Raw genomic sequence first — 14,374 nt, forward strand, 5'->3', positions numbered from 1 at the left:
TCATGGAACTCACCTCTTTTACGTTTAAGAAAAACGTTAAAAATAAACTCGCAGATGCGTCATTACAAAACAATATGCGTCGTTTTGGAGGACGTTTTGTTGAGGCGCGTGCAAAAGTAATGCAGGAGGTGGATAACCTTGAGGATATTCGAGTGGCCGCTGCCGCCATACGTGATCGATCTCTGGCACATTTGGATACCTACCTGATCCTCTTCGAAGAGCAAGCTCGACAAAGAGGAACTATTGTTCACTTTGCCGAGACAGCCCATGATGTGAACCGCATTGTTATTGAGATCGCCAAAGCCAATCAAGTTAAAAAGATTGTTAAATCAAAATCCATGGTCAGCGAAGAGTCTGGTCTTAATGATGCTGTGATCAAGGCGGGGATTGAGGCCATTGAGACGGATTTGGGAGAATATATTTTACAGTTGTCCCAGGAACCTCCCTCACACATTATCGCTCCAGCTATTCATAAAAGCGTAGAGGAAGTGGCTGAACTTTTTTCAGCGCATCACCATACGCCTAAAAGTACTAATATTCCGGCTTTGTGTCGCGAGGCCCGAGAACAGCTTCGCCCCCATTTCCTATCAGCTGACATGGGGATTTCGGGAGGCAATTTTTTAATTGCTGAAACAGGTTCGGTCGCCATTGTGACCAACGAGGGGAATGGGCGTATGGTCACCACCATGCCGCGTATTCATGTTGCCATAACAGGTATTGAGAAAGTATTGGGTACCTTAAATGATTTCTCTACCATTTTAAGATTATTAACACGTTCCGCTACTGGGCAATCTATTACCAATTATGTTTCTGTTTTAACGGGTATTAAAGATGGACCTGATGCAGAGGGTCCTGAGCAATCCCATGTCATATTGGTGGATAGCGGACGATCACGTTTATTAGGCAGTCGCCTACAAGAGGCTTTGCGTTGTATTCGCTGTGGGGCATGCATGAATCACTGCCCTGTTTATCAAAATATTGGTGGTCACGCCTATGGCTGGGTTTACCCAGGTCCCATTGGTGCTGTGCTCACCCCATCTTATGTGGGATTAAAAGAAGCTCTTGACCTACCACAAGCTTCAACGCTTTGTGGGGCTTGCCAAGTAGTGTGCCCCGTAAAAATTCCCTTACCTGAGTTGATGCGTGTATTACGCGAGGACTCTTTTTCACAGGGTCTTCGTCCTTGGTATGAAAGAGTCTCTGTGCATGTATGGCGATATACGGCCAACCATCCTAAGTTGTACGGTTTTCTTACTCGTCTAGTGGTTAAATTATTACAATGGCTAGGAGGCAAATCAGGGCAAATTCATTGGTTACCAGGTCTTGACGGATGGACTGAAGGACGAGATATGCCAGCCCCCGCCGGAACCACTTTCCGCGATCAATATAAGGCACAACGCAATGAGCGCAAGAGATAATATTTTTGCTCGTATTCGCCGTGGCTTAGGTTTACCAGGCACTCCTGAACCAGAAGAGCGTGAGGAAGCCTTACAGGTACTACGAGATAAACCTCGTGGACCTCACCCCAGTCAAGTATGGCAAGACCCTATAGAGCGATTCATTGAGCGATGTGAACAATTATCTACCACCACAGATCAAGTGAGTGATAAGAGCGCTATTCCACAGGCTGTGGCCAACTATTTAACAGAGCATCAGTTGCCTCATGACATGGTCATCTGGCCTGAGTTGGAGTATCTTTCATGGCAAAGCGCTGGATTAAATATTCGTACGGGCAGCGCTAAAGAAGGGGATTTAGTAGGGGTAACGGGTGCCTACTGTGCCATTGCAGAAACCGCAACATTAATGATGCCCTCTGGAAGCCATACACCTTCCACCGTCAGTCTTCTCCCTGAGACACATATTGCTCTGTTAGATAAAAGAAGAGTAGTCAATTATATGGAAGATGCCTGGACTCTTTATTTCTCTGAACACAAAACACTACCTAGAGCCGTTAACTTTATATCTGGTCCATCGCGAACTGCTGACATCGAACAAACCATCATCATCGGTGCACATGGGCCTTACCGTGTACATGTGATCATCTATTAATACTTTTGTTTTTAGTGTTATCTGTCACGCTGATATCATGAGTAAAGTTATGATTAACGTGAGCCAATTGTCTGACAGCAACGGCATGAACACTATTGACGTACTCACTGAGACGTTGCGTTTGCTTTAACTGGCTCTGCCACATATGATGGAGTAATTGCTTGGCCAAGGTATTGTTTAAATAAGTTTCATTAATGAGAAATTGTGTCCAAGAGGGTTTCTTTTTAATGACCTTATTGCGTAATGCTTTTAAGGTATTAGGGCGATTGTGTAGTAGTTGATGTAGCTGTTTGACCTCTTTTTCAGTTAATAAAAAATCCCTGTGTAGTTGTTCAATAATGGACTGTTGCTTGACAACATCTTTACTTTTTCTCTGTATTAAAGAAATAGTTGTGGTAGTGGAGTACAGATAGTTTTGTTGAAGTTGCAGCAAGGAATAATGATTAAAGCTGTGTTGTGTTGCGTTTAGATCAGCTATTTTCTTAGGGGAGAATAATGAGTAATATTGTTGATAACTCACTAAGCTTTGCCTGTTGATGGAGTTATCTGGCGTCACTGGTCCCCATTTTTTAATCAGTGAGGTGGCACTGAGCTGTTTATCAATCACCGAGGGTTTGATATAGATGGGTCTACCATTTAATTGAGTTGACCAGACAAATGATTGATGGCGCGGGTGGATGCTTATCTGACAAAAGTTAAGTGTTTGCAATAAAGAGCGCCATTGACTTCCCTCCTCTTCAATCACTTTCATTAAGTTTTTTTTTAAGTAAAAACGTATCCATTGATAAAAGGATAAGGGTTGGGTATGAAGTAATTCTGAATGAAAGGGAGTCTGCGATACATTTCTGACGTTGGTATCTTTTTGATTATATTGCAAGATTTCTTTTTTCAGCTGTTTTTTAAGCGCCAACTCTGCAGTCTTAGATATCAGCAAAAGATGCACATGCGGGTGGTTGGTATCGGTATGAATAAACCACAGTGCTTCTTGGTAGCTATGTGGATGGCGTGCTAAGAAGGAATTGATTTCTTGTTTAATACTGTAATAGCTAACGGTAGATGCCTGCCAGCTGAGTACCGCATGATGCAGAGTGAATGGCTTATCAGAAAGCAAGTAGGAACGCCTGAGTACCTGAGCCAAACTTAATAAATCACTTTTTTGATACAGTGGAAAATCTAAGGTGTTTATACCCATTAGCCCTTGACTAATAGCCCACTTGTCGTCTTCATAATAGTCACGTGTGAGATAGAGGAGAATATTCTCAAAAGAGTAATGAGTGTTTAAACTCTCGCCAGATAAAATCCAGAGGTTTATCCTTGACATTGATAAAAGTAATGAATTTCCTCCAGTAATGTATTGAGTTTCATATACAAATCATTGAACATTAGAGCAGTAGAATGGGTTGTTAAGCGTTGTTGGTGCCATTGGCTTAAGAGTAGTTTTATATGATGTAACTCAAATAAAAAACATTCAACGTTCAAAGTGGAGGGTTGTTGGGAAAGTAATGTATGTTTTACCCATACCGGGGCAGGTAAACCGCTAATATCAATGGCGCGCTGAATGGAGGCGAACTCGGAAGCGGTCAAGGCAGTATGGGTAAAGGTGTTGGATTGCATAGCCTTAATCCGCTTGGAGGGAAAAATAGTATTATTTGGGAAAGAAAATACTCACTTTAAATCCGCTCTCATCAGCTAATTGCGTGAGGGAAATGGTGGCTTGATGTAATTCAAGGATACGCTTGACAATAGATAAGCCCAAACCGCTACCTTGTTCAACGGTACCATCCAGTCGGTAAAAACGGTTAAATATTTTTTCCTGTTCCGCTATTCCTATCCCTTTTCCTTGGTCAATAACCGATAATTCAATCTTCCCCTTAACTGTGCGGAGGAGAACTTGAATAGTGGAAGGTTGAGGAGCATACCGCAAAGCATTATCAATAAGATTACGTAAAACAATCTCTAGTTGCCAAGGATTACCAATGACCGTTAAGTGATGATCCAGATCGCTTTCTACATGAATGCGGCGCTGATGGGCATAATTCATCAGCTCTGCAGTGACTTTGTGAGCTATTTGGCTCAGATCAACCTGAGTCATTTCGTTGTGAGCATTGTCAGGATCTACGCGGGCGAGGATTAACAGTTGCTCAATAAGGTGGGTGGAGCGTTCAGTCCCTTGTATGACCTGTTGCAGGGCATGCATTCGATCTTCAAGGTTATCAGCTCTCATGGCTACTTGGGCCTGAGTTTTGATGGCAGCCAGGGGCGTTCTGAGCTCATGCGCAGCATTACCAGTAAATTGTTTTTCACTGTCTAAGGATCGTTTTAAACGATTTAACAGATCATTAATCGAGACGGCGAGTGGCAGTACTTCTTCGGGAACAGCGGCCAAGGGTATGGCCTCCAGGCGTGAGGCATTTCTTTGTAAAATGGCTTGGCGAAGTTTTTGTAGGGGAGTGAGGCCCATACGTACAGTGAACCAAATCAGAAAACCTAAAAAAGGAAAAAAGGTCAGGGTGGGCAATAAAATTTGATAAGTAATATGACGCGCTAATTTAGCGCGGGTCACAAGGGGTTCGGCGATAACAATATGAAATACATGGTTTTCATCCCACAGGTTAAGTAGGCGCCATTTCTGATTCAAGTAATTAATTTCTTGGAAACCAAGTTGATGACCTTGATTAAGAGGTTGCTCTGGAGCGTGAAGGGAGCGCATGACAATGCCATGACTGTCCCAAACTTGATAGAGCATGGTTTGGGCATAGGGTTGGCTACCGTCATTGTTGTTTATACCATGCTCAATGATTTCCTCTTTCGCATGCCTTGCCATGCCAAGGAGTATGTGGGCTGCTTGAGTAATTTCTGCATCAAAGATAGTATCAATTTCATCTCCCGTTTCATAACGGGTTAACAGTGCAGTGACTAACCATGCGCTGGATAAGAGCGCGATCAGTAAAAAAATCAAACGTCTACGAATAGAGGTCATAGTTTGTCAATCACATAGCCAATGCCGCGAATGGTCCGAATTAACTCATTACCGAGTTTTTTTCGTAAATGATGAATATGTACCTCTACAGAATTACTGTCTATTTCATCGTCCCAGCCGTAGAGTTTTTCCTCTAAGTGTTCCCGGGAAAAGACTCGCCCTTGATTAAGTAATAGTTGTTCCAGAATATTAAATTCCTTGGCCGAGATGGCGATAACTTGATGGTTAAGCGTCACACTATGGGCGGCTGGATCTAGCATAAGTTCTCCTCGTTTTAGGATGGGAGAGCTTTGTCCGTTACTGCGTCTGACCAAGGCTCGAAGCCGAGCCAGTAACTCATCAAGATCAAACGGTTTAATTAAATAATCATCGGCGCCAGTATCCAATCCTTTAATCTTATCGGTTAAGGTATCGCGTGCTGTTAAAATTAAAACAGGGATCGGGTTATTTTGTTTACGGCAATCCGAGAGAACCTCTAAGCCCGATTTTTTGGGTAGATTAAGATCAAGAATCATGGCGCCATAATCTCCTGTTTTCAAGGCATGATCAGCCGCCATTCCATCCATGACCCAGTCCACCACATATCCTACTTGCTTCAGACCAGCGCGGATACCATCACCCAGAATAGAATCATCTTCAACCAGTAATATTCGCATAATGAAAACAATAGCCTCTTCGAGGTAAACAGATATTGTTAATTATTTCAGTGAGTATCTTCTAATCATGGACAATCCACAAGAGAGTTTAATCTTGTTTATTCTTGCTAACTAATCGGTAGAGATAACCACTGACCATGGCTTGCGCTAGGGGTGTTTTGTCTTTTATTTCATGCCAAATTAAAGCACTGATATGAACGATGATAAAGGCCCAGAAAAAGTTATAAAGCAATTCGTGAGGTTCATGAAATAAACCTTTCAACGCTTTATTACCACCTAGCCAAGACTCGAAGGGACCCATATTAAGTTTAATGGCTGCCAGACTTAAGCCTGTTAGTACCATGACAACCAACAGTAGGTAAAATAGCAGATAGGCGGCACTCGCTAACGTGGCGTGACCCCAGCGAGGGGGATCAATCCAGCGTCTGGTTTTGAGTACATTAAGCCAGGCTCCAGGATACCAGAGATCACTGAATTTAGCCGTAGTACTGCCGAGAAAGCCCAATAGAATTCGAAGGGTCAGAGCTCCTGTAATACCGTAGCCAATCCATACATGAATATGCCAGAGTGTGTCTCGGGGTACCCCTTTTTCTATATAGTCTGAAATTAAGGCTGTAAAGATTTGAATGACAATTAAACTCCCCAACCACATATGAGTTAGACGTAACAAAGGATCAAACACTTTACGTCTTTCGTATTGGTAGTGTTCCATGACTTTTCTCCAGTTATTGATAACTTATCATAGCCTTTTAATCTTAATGCCACCTTAACTCTTAAGACCATAAAAAAAGGTGGTCTAAGAAGACCACCTAAAGGGGGGAGACAGCCATAATCATATTTATTCATGACCTGCATCTGTCTTTATGTATTGCAACACATCATTCTTAACTGAATCTTAATAACCGAATGTACTTGAAACAACTCATGCTCAAGTGAATGAGTGAGTCTTGAGATATGCATAGGTCCTGTGTAATAGGAGGATAGCTGATGACCAGAGCAAGAGAGCTCAGGGCTTCATGGCTGCAGTACAAACTACTTGCTAAAAAGGAGAAAAACTTTTATATTAAATTCATGAGCCATATTAAACAATTTGTTTTATTTTTCTTTTCTGTCGGTGGAAATCTACGTCTTCCACTACTGCGCTCTGCGCGCTAAAACTATTCAATCCCCACAATTCGATGTATTCTTGTCTCTATATAATGGAGGCACTTCTGTTATTTAAATCAGATAGTTAGGAGCTGATCGTGAAACAACAATTGATTATTTTTGATACCACCATGCGGGATGGTGAACAAAGTCCCGGGGCCTCTATGACCCGCGAGGAAAAAATCCGCATTGGCCGTCAACTGGAAAAGTTAAGGGTGGATGTGATTGAGGCAGGGTTCCCGGCCGCCAGTCAAGGAGATTTTGAATCAGTAAAAGCCGTTGCCTCGGTGATTAAAGACAGTACGGTATGTGGTCTCGCTAGAGCACAGGAAGGGGATATTCGGCGTACAGCAGAAGCGATCAAACTTGCCCAACGGGGTCGCATTCATACGTTTATCGCCACCTCACCTATTCATATGGAAAAAAAATTACGTATGTCACCAGAGCAAGTGTTAGAGGCTGCCGTGAAAGCAGTGACTTTGGCGAGACAATTTACTGATGATGTGGAGTTTTCCTGTGAAGATGCGGTACGTTCTGAAACGGATTTTATGTGTCGTGTGATTGAAGCGGTGATTCGTGCAGGAGCCAAGACCATCAATATTCCTGATACGGTGGGTTATGCTATTCCTTTTCAGTATGGTGAATTAATTCAGACTTTAATTGGACGTATTCCTAACTCAGATCAAGCAGTTTTTTCAGTGCACTGTCATAATGATTTGGGGTTGGCTGTGTCAAATTCCTTATCTGCAGTATTGGCCGGCGCGCGTCAAGTAGAGTGTACGATTAATGGTTTGGGTGAGCGAGCTGGTAATGCCGCTTTAGAAGAAATCGTGATGGCCATTAAAACTCGCCATGATGTCTTTGCGGTGGAGACAAGAATTGATACAACGCAAATTGTTCCTGCCAGCCGTCTCGTGTCAACCATTACCGGCTTTCCAGTTCAACCTAACAAAGCGGTGGTGGGGGCTAACGCCTTTGCCCATGAATCAGGGATTCATCAAGATGGGGTATTAAAACACCGAGAAACCTATGAAATCATGCGTGCTGAAGACGTGGGTTGGAACGCTAATAAATTAGTTTTAGGCAAGCATTCAGGACGTTCAGCTTTTAAAGCACGTTTAACTGAATTGGGTATTGAGTTGGGTTCGGAAATTGCTTTGAATACGGCATTTCAACGTTTTAAAGATTTAGCTGATAAAAAACATGATATTTTTGATGAAGATATTCATGCCATAGTCAGTGAAGAGTTAACGGAACCTGAAGCCGAATTGTATGGACTCATCTCTCTGACTGCCCACTGCGAGACGGGAGAGTCTCCTTTCGCTAAGTTGGTGATTACTCATCATGGTCAAGAGAGTCAAACCCAAGCCACTGGAAGCGGTCCTGTTGATGCAACGTTTAAAGCTATTGAAGCAGTAATTAACAGTGGTGCTGAATTACAACTCTATTCAGTTAACAACATCACGAGCGGTACTGAGTCGCAAGGAGAAGTCACTGTGCGTCTGGGTCGTGGTGGACGAATTGTGAATGGTTTGGGTGCCGACACGGATATTGTTGTGGCCTCTGCTAAAGCTTATTTAAGTGCCTTAAATAAGTTGGATAGTAAAGCACAACGGATGAGTCCTCAGTCCCACGAGGCGGTGTGAAGGGTTTTCGTCTTTGGTTGTATCCGTTGACCCCAGTGATCACCACACTGGGGTTTTTATGGTTTGTGCTCAAGAAGTTTCATCGTGACCGTTGTCTTCAAACAGCCTCTAGTTTAACCACTACCACCCTTTTTTCAATTATTCCTGTTGTCACGTTATCTTTGAGTGTGTACTCTCTGTTGCCGGGGTCGGCGTATTTAAGTAAAAGTGTCCGTGGTTTTCTCATGGCGAATCTGTTGCCTGATGTGGCCTCACGAATGATCAGTGTTTACACTTTACAGTTTTCTCAACATGCAGAGCAATTAACCTTAGTGGGCTTGGGAGTACTGTTGTTGACGGTACTTTCTTTAGTGATTACTGTGGATCATGCATTTAATGCAGTATGGGGAACGACCCCACGGCATCAATGGTATGCCCGTTTAATGATGTATTTAATTGTGGTAGTGGGCGGTCCCATTATGTTGGGAGTTACTTTATGGGCGTTTACTACCCTAATTAAAAGATCCCTTGGTTGGGCAGGGGAGAGTCATCATTTAATTAATCACGCAGTGCAATGGAGTTCATTGTGTATTCTCGTCCTAATTCTCAGCACCGCCTATTATGTGATTCCAGGTAAAGCCGTTAAAAAAAGTCATGCCCTAATAGGAGGGGTTGTGGCAGCCGGTGCCTTTGAGGCGCTAAAAAATGGGTTAACGTGGTTTATTATTCATTTTTCAGCGTACAAAATGATTTATGGTGCTTTTACAGCATTGCCCATATTTTTGTTATGGATTCAGTTATCGTGGGCAGTAGTACTTTTTTGTGCTGTATTAACGGCCAGTCTGCCACAATGGAAAATGAAACTCTAGGTTAATGCGTTAGGCATAATCCATTGGCGTAAAGTATGCGCAAGATCGGTAAATGATATCTTCCTTGATTCATTATCATGGCGACCCCTCACTTCAACGGTTCCTTCTTGAAGGCCTTTCTCGCCCACAATAATTCTAAAGGGAATACCCATTAATTCTTGATCAGCGAGCATGACCCCAAGACGCTCATCGCGATCGTCCCACAACACATCAATACCTTGATGGGTTAATAAATCATAAATTTGACTGGAGGTTTCTTCAACTAAGGGACTCTTTTTTAGACCAATAGAAATTAAACTCACTGAAAAGGGAGCCATGGCTAAGGGCAAAGTGATACCGTTTTTATCATGGTGCTGTTCAATAGCCGCTGCCACAATACGACTGACCCCTATACCATAACAACCCATTTCCACCACTTGGCTTTTACCTTCTTCATCCAGGTAGGTTAAATTCATAGCTTGTGCGTATTGGGTTCTTAATTGAAAGATATGTCCCACTTCAATACCCCGACACAATTTTAAAGTGCCCTGTCCATCAGGGGATGGGTCACCGTCTACCACATTTCTCAGGTCAATATACTCTGAGGGCTCTGGACAATCACGACCAAAATTCACGTGCTTCAGATGTTTGTCTGTCTGGTTAGCGCCACACACAAAGTTAGCCATGACTGATACGCTATGATCGGCTATCACACTGATGGTCTCAGGAAGATTAACCGGTCCCATAAATCCAGGAATAAGTCCTAACTGGGCAGCTTCTTCAGCTGTAGCTAAACGAGCGCCTGGAATGACTTTTTCAGTTTTTACCCAATTGAGTTCGTGATCTGCTCTCAGTAATAAAAGGTGAGGTTGATGATCTTGATCAATCAACAGGAGTGACTTAAGGATATTTTGAGTAGGGATATTCAGGAACTGAGCCACTTCCTCACAGGAGCTAACGGAGGGAGTCTCCACCTCAGTGACTGCGGCGCTAGCGGTGGGGCGTTGTCCTTGTGGGGGCAGCGCTTGGGCGAGTTCCACATTGGCGGCATACTCTGATTGATCACTGTAAGCCAGAGCATCTTCGCCAGAATCTGCTAAGACATGGAATTCATGTGAGCCAGACCCTCCAATGGCTCCGGTATCCGCGGCTACTGCTCGAAAGTTAATTCCAAGACGGCTGAAGATACGCTGATAAGTATCCTTCATTAATGCGTAGGTTTGTTCAAGGCTCTCAAAGTCCGCATGGAAGGAGTAGGCATCTTTCATCAAGAATTCTCTGGCACGCATCACCCCAAAACGAGGACGAATCTCATCACGAAATTTAGTTTGGATTTGATAAAAATTAACCGGTAATTGACGATAACTTTTGATTTCACGACGGGCTATATCCGTAATGACTTCTTCATGAGTAGGCCCGTAGCAAAACTCTCGTTCGTGACGGTCTTTTATTTTTAGCATTTGTGGGCCAAATTTATCCCAGCGACCAGTTTCCTGCCACAGCTCAGCGGGAATAATTGAGGGCATTAACAGTTCAAGTGCCTGAGCTTTATTCATTTCCTCCCGGACAATGGCTTCGATTTTTCTAAGCACTCTCAAACCCAATGGCATCCAAGTGTATAAACCGCTACCCAGTCGTCTTATATACCCCGCACGCAGCATGAGTTGATGAGAAATGAGTTCTGCTTCCTGAGGAGCTTCTTTAAGTGTTGAGATGAAAAATTGTGTAGCGCGCATGGGTAGCTCAAAAAAAGTAAAACAGTATTTTACTCTATCCTAAGGGCTTCATTAACTTTAGTTTGGTTGTACAAAGAGGTATTAGATGCCCATAGAAAAACAGACAGCATGATGAGGGTGTCAAGTTAAGGGTGAGAGCCTAAACGAGCAATAGGTTATCTCGATGAATGAGTTCCTCGTCACTCACAAAGCCTAAGATGACTTCAATCTGATCACTGGCCTTACCAATGATCTTCTGGACTTCTTGATAATTGTAATTAATTAATCCACGAGCAATTTCAAGACCCTGTTCATTGACACAGGAAACCAGTTCACCCCGATTAAATTGTCCTGTGATGGATTGTACTCCTATGGGTAGGACACTTTTTCCATCTTGACTCACCGCATACGCCGCACCTTGATCGAGAGTGAGTTGGCCCTTTACCTGTAACTGACTAGCTAACCAATGTTGCTTAGCATTGAGTTTTTGGGTTCTTGCCATTAATTGAGTGCCCAATAATTCGCCTGTTGCAAGACGAGTTAATACATTCTGTTCGCGACCGCTCACAATAGCAGTATGTACCCCCCGCATGGCGGCCCGTTTGGCTGCTAACACTTTTGTTAACATTCCCCCTCTGCCCAGAGATGAGCCAGCTCCCCCCGCCATCGATTCTAACTGGGGGTCCCCCGCCTCAGCTTCCCTGATTAATTGCGCATCAATATGGTGTCTAGGGTCTTTATTAAAAAGCCCCAGTTGGTCGGTTAGAATGATTAACCCTTCGGCGTCCACAAGACCCGCCACCAAGGCGCCTAAGGTGTCGTTGTCGCCAAGACGAATTTCTTCAGTGGCTACCGTATCATTTTCGTTAATGATAGGAATCACCTTCATACTCATTAACGTCAGGAGAGTGGAGCGGGCGTTAAGATAGCGTGTGCGATCTGAAAAATCTTCGTGAGTCAGTAAAACTTGGGCTGTGGTAAGACCATACTCCGAAAAGCAGCTCTCCCACATTTGGGCAAGCCCCATTTGGCCTACGGCAGCAGCAGCTTGAAGGAGTGGAAGTTCACGGGGGCGATCACTTAACCCTAACCGTTTCATACCCTGAGCAACGGCTCCTGATGAGACTAAGAGCACCGTCTTTCCTAATTGTTGGTGCAACTGCACCATCTGTTTAACCCATTGACCGATTGCAGAGCGATCAAGCCCTTGGCCATCGTTGGTCAATAAACTACTACCAATTTTTATGACTAGCGGTGAGCCGTGTTGTACAAAAGAGTTACTCATTGTTATTGTGATTGGTTTCTTCTATGTCATCGTCTTGGGGTTGTTAAATGCTCTTCCTCCCGGGGAGTGAGCGTATCCAAATAGTTCATGACTGCGTAGGTGACGGCTTTAGTGCCATCTCCTGTTAGCGCTGAGATGGAGAAAATAGGCATATCTTGAAAATGCTCTTTAATAATGTGTTGAATGGCCTGTTGTGCATCATTATCTAAGAGATCGATTTTATTGAGTAGAATCCAACGTGGCTTTTGAAATAGTTCTTCATCATATTTTTTAAGCTCGGTAATGAGCGCTTCTGCCTGTTCAACAAGATTAATCGACTCGTCAAGAGGAGCGCAATCAATCAGATGCAATATTAACCGTGTACGAGTTAAGTGACGTAAGAATTGGTGGCCTAAACCTGCCCCCTCAGCGGCGCCCTCGATTAAGCCAGGGATATCGGCAATAACAAAACTTTTATTCTCATCCACACGAACCACACCTAGATTTGGGTGTAATGTGGTGAAAGGGTAATCTGCAACCTTGGGTCGCGCTGCCGACACTGAACGAATAAAAGTAGATTTGCCAGCATTGGGATAACCCAGTAAACCAATGTCAGCCAGCACTTTAAGCTCTAATTGCAACTCTTTTTCTTCTCCTTCTTCGCCCCGTGTAAATTGGCGTGGGGTTCGGTTGGTGCTGGATTTGAAATGTAAGTTACCCAGCCCACCCTTGCCACCTTGAGCAATTAATACTCGCTCATCATGATGGGTGAGGTCAGCGAGGGTAGCACCGGTTTCTTTTTCTTTAATTAAGGTCCCAACGGGAACCCTTAATTCTATATCCTCAGCACTTTTTCCATTACAATCGGAACCACGCCCTGGTTCACCATTCTTAGCACGGTGAATACGGGCGTAGCGGTAATCTATCAGAGTATTCACATTGCGATCAGCTCGTGCCCAGATACTGCCCCCGCGACCTCCATCCCCACCATCTGGTCCGCCCTTGGGGATATACTTCTCGCGACGAAAACTCGCTGAGCCGTCGCCTCCTTTACCGGCAAGTACCTGAATTGTTGCTTCATCTATAAATTTCATAACAAAAAAGCCCTATCGTTAGATAGGGCTTTCCTTAAAAAGTAATTCAAGCCCTTAAGCAGAGGCTTCAATGGGTTCAATCACTGCAAACTTGTCTTTAAGAGGTCCTTTAGTGCGAAAAGCCACGTGGCCATCAACCTTAGCAAATAAAGTATGGTCTTTCCCCATCCCTACGTTTGCACCAGGATGAATGCGTGTTCCACGTTGACGAACAATGATGCTTCCAGCGCTAACTAATTCACCACCGTAAGCCTTGACCCCTAAGCGTTTTGATTCTGAATCACGACCGTTGCGTGAACTACCACCGGCTTTTTTATGTGCCATGTGTCTTTACTCCTTAGCCTTTAACAATACTATCAATTTGGACTTCAGTGAAACCTTGGCGGTGCCCCTGATGTTTTTGATAATGCTTACGGCGACGCATTTTAAAGATTTTCACTTTATCATGACGGCCGTGGGACAATACTTTAGCAGTAACTTTAGCACCCGCCACGAGAGGACGCCCAAACGTAATCTCTTCCCCATCTGCAACTAATAGCACTTGGTCAAGGTCAACGGTTGAACCAACTTCCACAGCAAGTAACTCAACTTTTAATTTTTCACCAGATTGCACGCGGTATTGCTTGCCACCTGTCTTAATCACAGCGTACATGTGACGCTCCTGTAAATAGATCAATAAAACATAATCTGCAATTATAGGTGCCTTTTGTGGTTTTTGTCAAAACTTTGTAGGGGTAGAGTCCCTGTAACATAAAATAAAGAAAATTTAGATATAATTATAGGTATAGGGTAAGGGTTATCCATGGGTTGACAGCGTAAAACATTGTCCCTTGATGCTTTAGTTTAATAGTCACAATGAATTTTACTGATTTGATGAGCTCAGGAAGTCATTTATTTAACGCGGCTGACAAGTGAGTAAGAGATAAATCTAATTGTTACTGTTGACTATTAGATAAACCTAACTCTATTATCGTTTGTTCAACTATTAACCAGTGAT

At 43.5% G+C, this 14,374-nt stretch carries 15 protein-coding genes; 5 read left to right on the plus strand and 10 right to left on the minus strand.

The window, feature by feature from the left end; translation table 11 throughout:
* The first annotated feature begins 2 nt into the window (after positions 1-2).
* The gene (locus FERRO_RS05320; RefSeq protein ID WP_056929865.1) at positions 3-1,418 is read left to right on the plus strand and encodes a LutB/LldF family L-lactate oxidation iron-sulfur protein; all 1,416 of its coding nucleotides are present in this window, start codon (positions 3-5) and stop codon (positions 1,416-1,418) included.
* Complete coding sequence (locus FERRO_RS05325; RefSeq protein ID WP_056929866.1) at positions 1,402-2,049, plus strand: LutC/YkgG family protein; 648 nt, start codon at positions 1,402-1,404, stop codon at positions 2,047-2,049. The genes FERRO_RS05320 and FERRO_RS05325 overlap by 17 nt, the downstream gene beginning before the upstream one ends.
* On the opposite strand, the gene FERRO_RS05330 is transcribed toward FERRO_RS05325, so the two are convergent.
* From FERRO_RS05330 to FERRO_RS05350, 5 genes are all read right to left on the minus strand, one after another.
* Positions 2,039-3,370 (minus strand): relaxase/mobilization nuclease domain-containing protein, encoded by a 1,332-nt coding sequence (locus tag FERRO_RS05330; protein ID WP_056929867.1) that lies wholly within the window; start codon positions 3,368-3,370, stop codon positions 2,039-2,041. The genes FERRO_RS05325 and FERRO_RS05330 overlap by 11 nt on opposite strands.
* A complete protein-coding gene (locus FERRO_RS05335; RefSeq protein WP_056929868.1) occupies positions 3,358-3,663 on the minus strand; it encodes a hypothetical protein in 306 nt (101 codons plus the stop codon). The genes FERRO_RS05330 and FERRO_RS05335 overlap by 13 nt, the downstream gene beginning before the upstream one ends.
* Positions 3,664-3,694: 31 nt before the next feature.
* Complete coding sequence (locus tag FERRO_RS05340) at positions 3,695-5,029, minus strand: ATP-binding protein (RefSeq protein ID WP_056929869.1); 1,335 nt, start codon at positions 5,027-5,029, stop codon at positions 3,695-3,697.
* The gene (locus tag FERRO_RS05345) at positions 5,026-5,685 is read right to left on the minus strand and encodes a response regulator (protein ID WP_056929870.1); all 660 of its coding nucleotides are present in this window, start codon (positions 5,683-5,685) and stop codon (positions 5,026-5,028) included. The genes FERRO_RS05340 and FERRO_RS05345 overlap by 4 nt, the downstream gene beginning before the upstream one ends.
* Positions 5,686-5,773: 88 nt before the next feature.
* Positions 5,774-6,397 (minus strand): cytochrome b/b6 domain-containing protein, encoded by a 624-nt coding sequence (locus FERRO_RS05350; protein ID WP_056929871.1) that lies wholly within the window; start codon positions 6,395-6,397, stop codon positions 5,774-5,776.
* Positions 6,398-6,672: 275 nt separating this feature from the next.
* Here FERRO_RS05350 and FERRO_RS10180 point away from each other — a divergent pair, with 275 nt between their 5' ends.
* The 3 genes from FERRO_RS10180 (at position 6,673) to FERRO_RS05360 (ending at position 9,325) form a co-directional block, all read left to right on the plus strand.
* A complete protein-coding gene (locus tag FERRO_RS10180) occupies positions 6,673-6,840 on the plus strand; it encodes a hypothetical protein (protein ID WP_160318107.1) in 168 nt (55 codons plus the stop codon).
* An 89-nt stretch (positions 6,841-6,929) separates the two neighbouring features.
* Entirely contained in the window at positions 6,930-8,477 is a 1,548-nt protein-coding gene (locus tag FERRO_RS05355) for a 2-isopropylmalate synthase (RefSeq protein ID WP_056929872.1), read from the plus strand.
* On the plus strand, positions 8,474-9,325 hold the full coding sequence (locus FERRO_RS05360; RefSeq protein ID WP_056929873.1) for a YihY family inner membrane protein: 852 nt from the start codon (positions 8,474-8,476) through the stop codon (positions 9,323-9,325). Before FERRO_RS05355 ends, FERRO_RS05360 begins: the two co-directional genes overlap by 4 nt.
* Here FERRO_RS05360 and FERRO_RS05365 read toward each other — a convergent pair.
* From FERRO_RS05365 to rplU, 5 genes are all read right to left on the minus strand, one after another.
* Positions 9,322-11,040, minus strand: coding sequence for a proline--tRNA ligase (locus FERRO_RS05365; RefSeq protein WP_056929874.1), 1,719 nt, complete (start codon positions 11,038-11,040; stop codon positions 9,322-9,324). The genes FERRO_RS05360 and FERRO_RS05365 overlap by 4 nt on opposite strands.
* 139 nt (positions 11,041-11,179) lie before the next feature.
* Positions 11,180-12,304, minus strand: coding sequence for a glutamate 5-kinase (proB, locus tag FERRO_RS05370; RefSeq protein WP_056929875.1), 1,125 nt, complete (start codon positions 12,302-12,304; stop codon positions 11,180-11,182).
* Between the two features lie 26 nt (positions 12,305-12,330).
* Positions 12,331-13,377: an Obg family GTPase CgtA gene (gene cgtA, locus FERRO_RS05375; protein WP_056929876.1), complete on the minus strand. Its 1,047-nt coding sequence runs from the start codon at positions 13,375-13,377 to the stop codon at positions 12,331-12,333.
* 54 nt (positions 13,378-13,431) lie between these two features.
* Entirely contained in the window at positions 13,432-13,701 is a 270-nt protein-coding gene (gene rpmA, locus FERRO_RS05380) for a 50S ribosomal protein L27 (RefSeq protein WP_056929877.1), read from the minus strand.
* A 13-nt stretch (positions 13,702-13,714) separates the two neighbouring features.
* On the minus strand, positions 13,715-14,029 hold the full coding sequence (gene rplU, locus FERRO_RS05385) for a 50S ribosomal protein L21 (protein WP_056929878.1): 315 nt from the start codon (positions 14,027-14,029) through the stop codon (positions 13,715-13,717).
* Positions 14,030-14,374 lie beyond the last annotated feature (345 nt).

The organism is Ferrovum sp. JA12, from assembly GCF_001431705.1.
Classification (GTDB): Bacteria; Pseudomonadota; Gammaproteobacteria; order Burkholderiales; family Ferrovaceae; genus PN-J185.

What these genes read in the sequence shown, in the direction of transcription:
- FERRO_RS05335 (WP_056929868.1), bottom strand. Translation starts at nt 3,663, where the DNA reads ATGCAATCCAACACCTTTACCCATACTGCCTTGACCGCTTCCGAGTTC.
- FERRO_RS05340 (WP_056929869.1), bottom strand. Translation starts at nt 5,029, where the DNA reads ATGACCTCTATTCGTAGACGTTTGATTTTTTTACTGATCGCGCTCTTA.
- FERRO_RS05350 (WP_056929871.1), bottom strand. Translation starts at nt 6,397, where the DNA reads ATGGAACACTACCAATACGAAAGACGTAAAGTGTTTGATCCTTTGTTA.
- rplU (WP_056929878.1), bottom strand. Translation starts at nt 14,029, where the DNA reads ATGTACGCTGTGATTAAGACAGGTGGCAAGCAATACCGCGTGCAATCT.
- rpmA (WP_056929877.1), bottom strand. Translation starts at nt 13,701, where the DNA reads ATGGCACATAAAAAAGCCGGTGGTAGTTCACGCAACGGTCGTGATTCA.
- cgtA (WP_056929876.1), bottom strand. Translation starts at nt 13,377, where the DNA reads ATGAAATTTATAGATGAAGCAACAATTCAGGTACTTGCCGGTAAAGGA.
- FERRO_RS05320 (WP_056929865.1), top strand. Translation starts at nt 3, where the DNA reads ATGGAACTCACCTCTTTTACGTTTAAGAAAAACGTTAAAAATAAACTC.
- FERRO_RS05330 (WP_056929867.1), bottom strand. Translation starts at nt 3,370, where the DNA reads ATGTCAAGGATAAACCTCTGGATTTTATCTGGCGAGAGTTTAAACACT.
- FERRO_RS05325 (WP_056929866.1), top strand. Translation starts at nt 1,402, where the DNA reads ATGAGCGCAAGAGATAATATTTTTGCTCGTATTCGCCGTGGCTTAGGT.
- FERRO_RS05365 (WP_056929874.1), bottom strand. Translation starts at nt 11,040, where the DNA reads ATGCGCGCTACACAATTTTTCATCTCAACACTTAAAGAAGCTCCTCAG.
- FERRO_RS10180 (WP_160318107.1), top strand. Translation starts at nt 6,673, where the DNA reads ATGACCAGAGCAAGAGAGCTCAGGGCTTCATGGCTGCAGTACAAACTA.
- FERRO_RS05345 (WP_056929870.1), bottom strand. Translation starts at nt 5,685, where the DNA reads ATGCGAATATTACTGGTTGAAGATGATTCTATTCTGGGTGATGGTATC.
- proB (WP_056929875.1), bottom strand. Translation starts at nt 12,304, where the DNA reads ATGAGTAACTCTTTTGTACAACACGGCTCACCGCTAGTCATAAAAATT.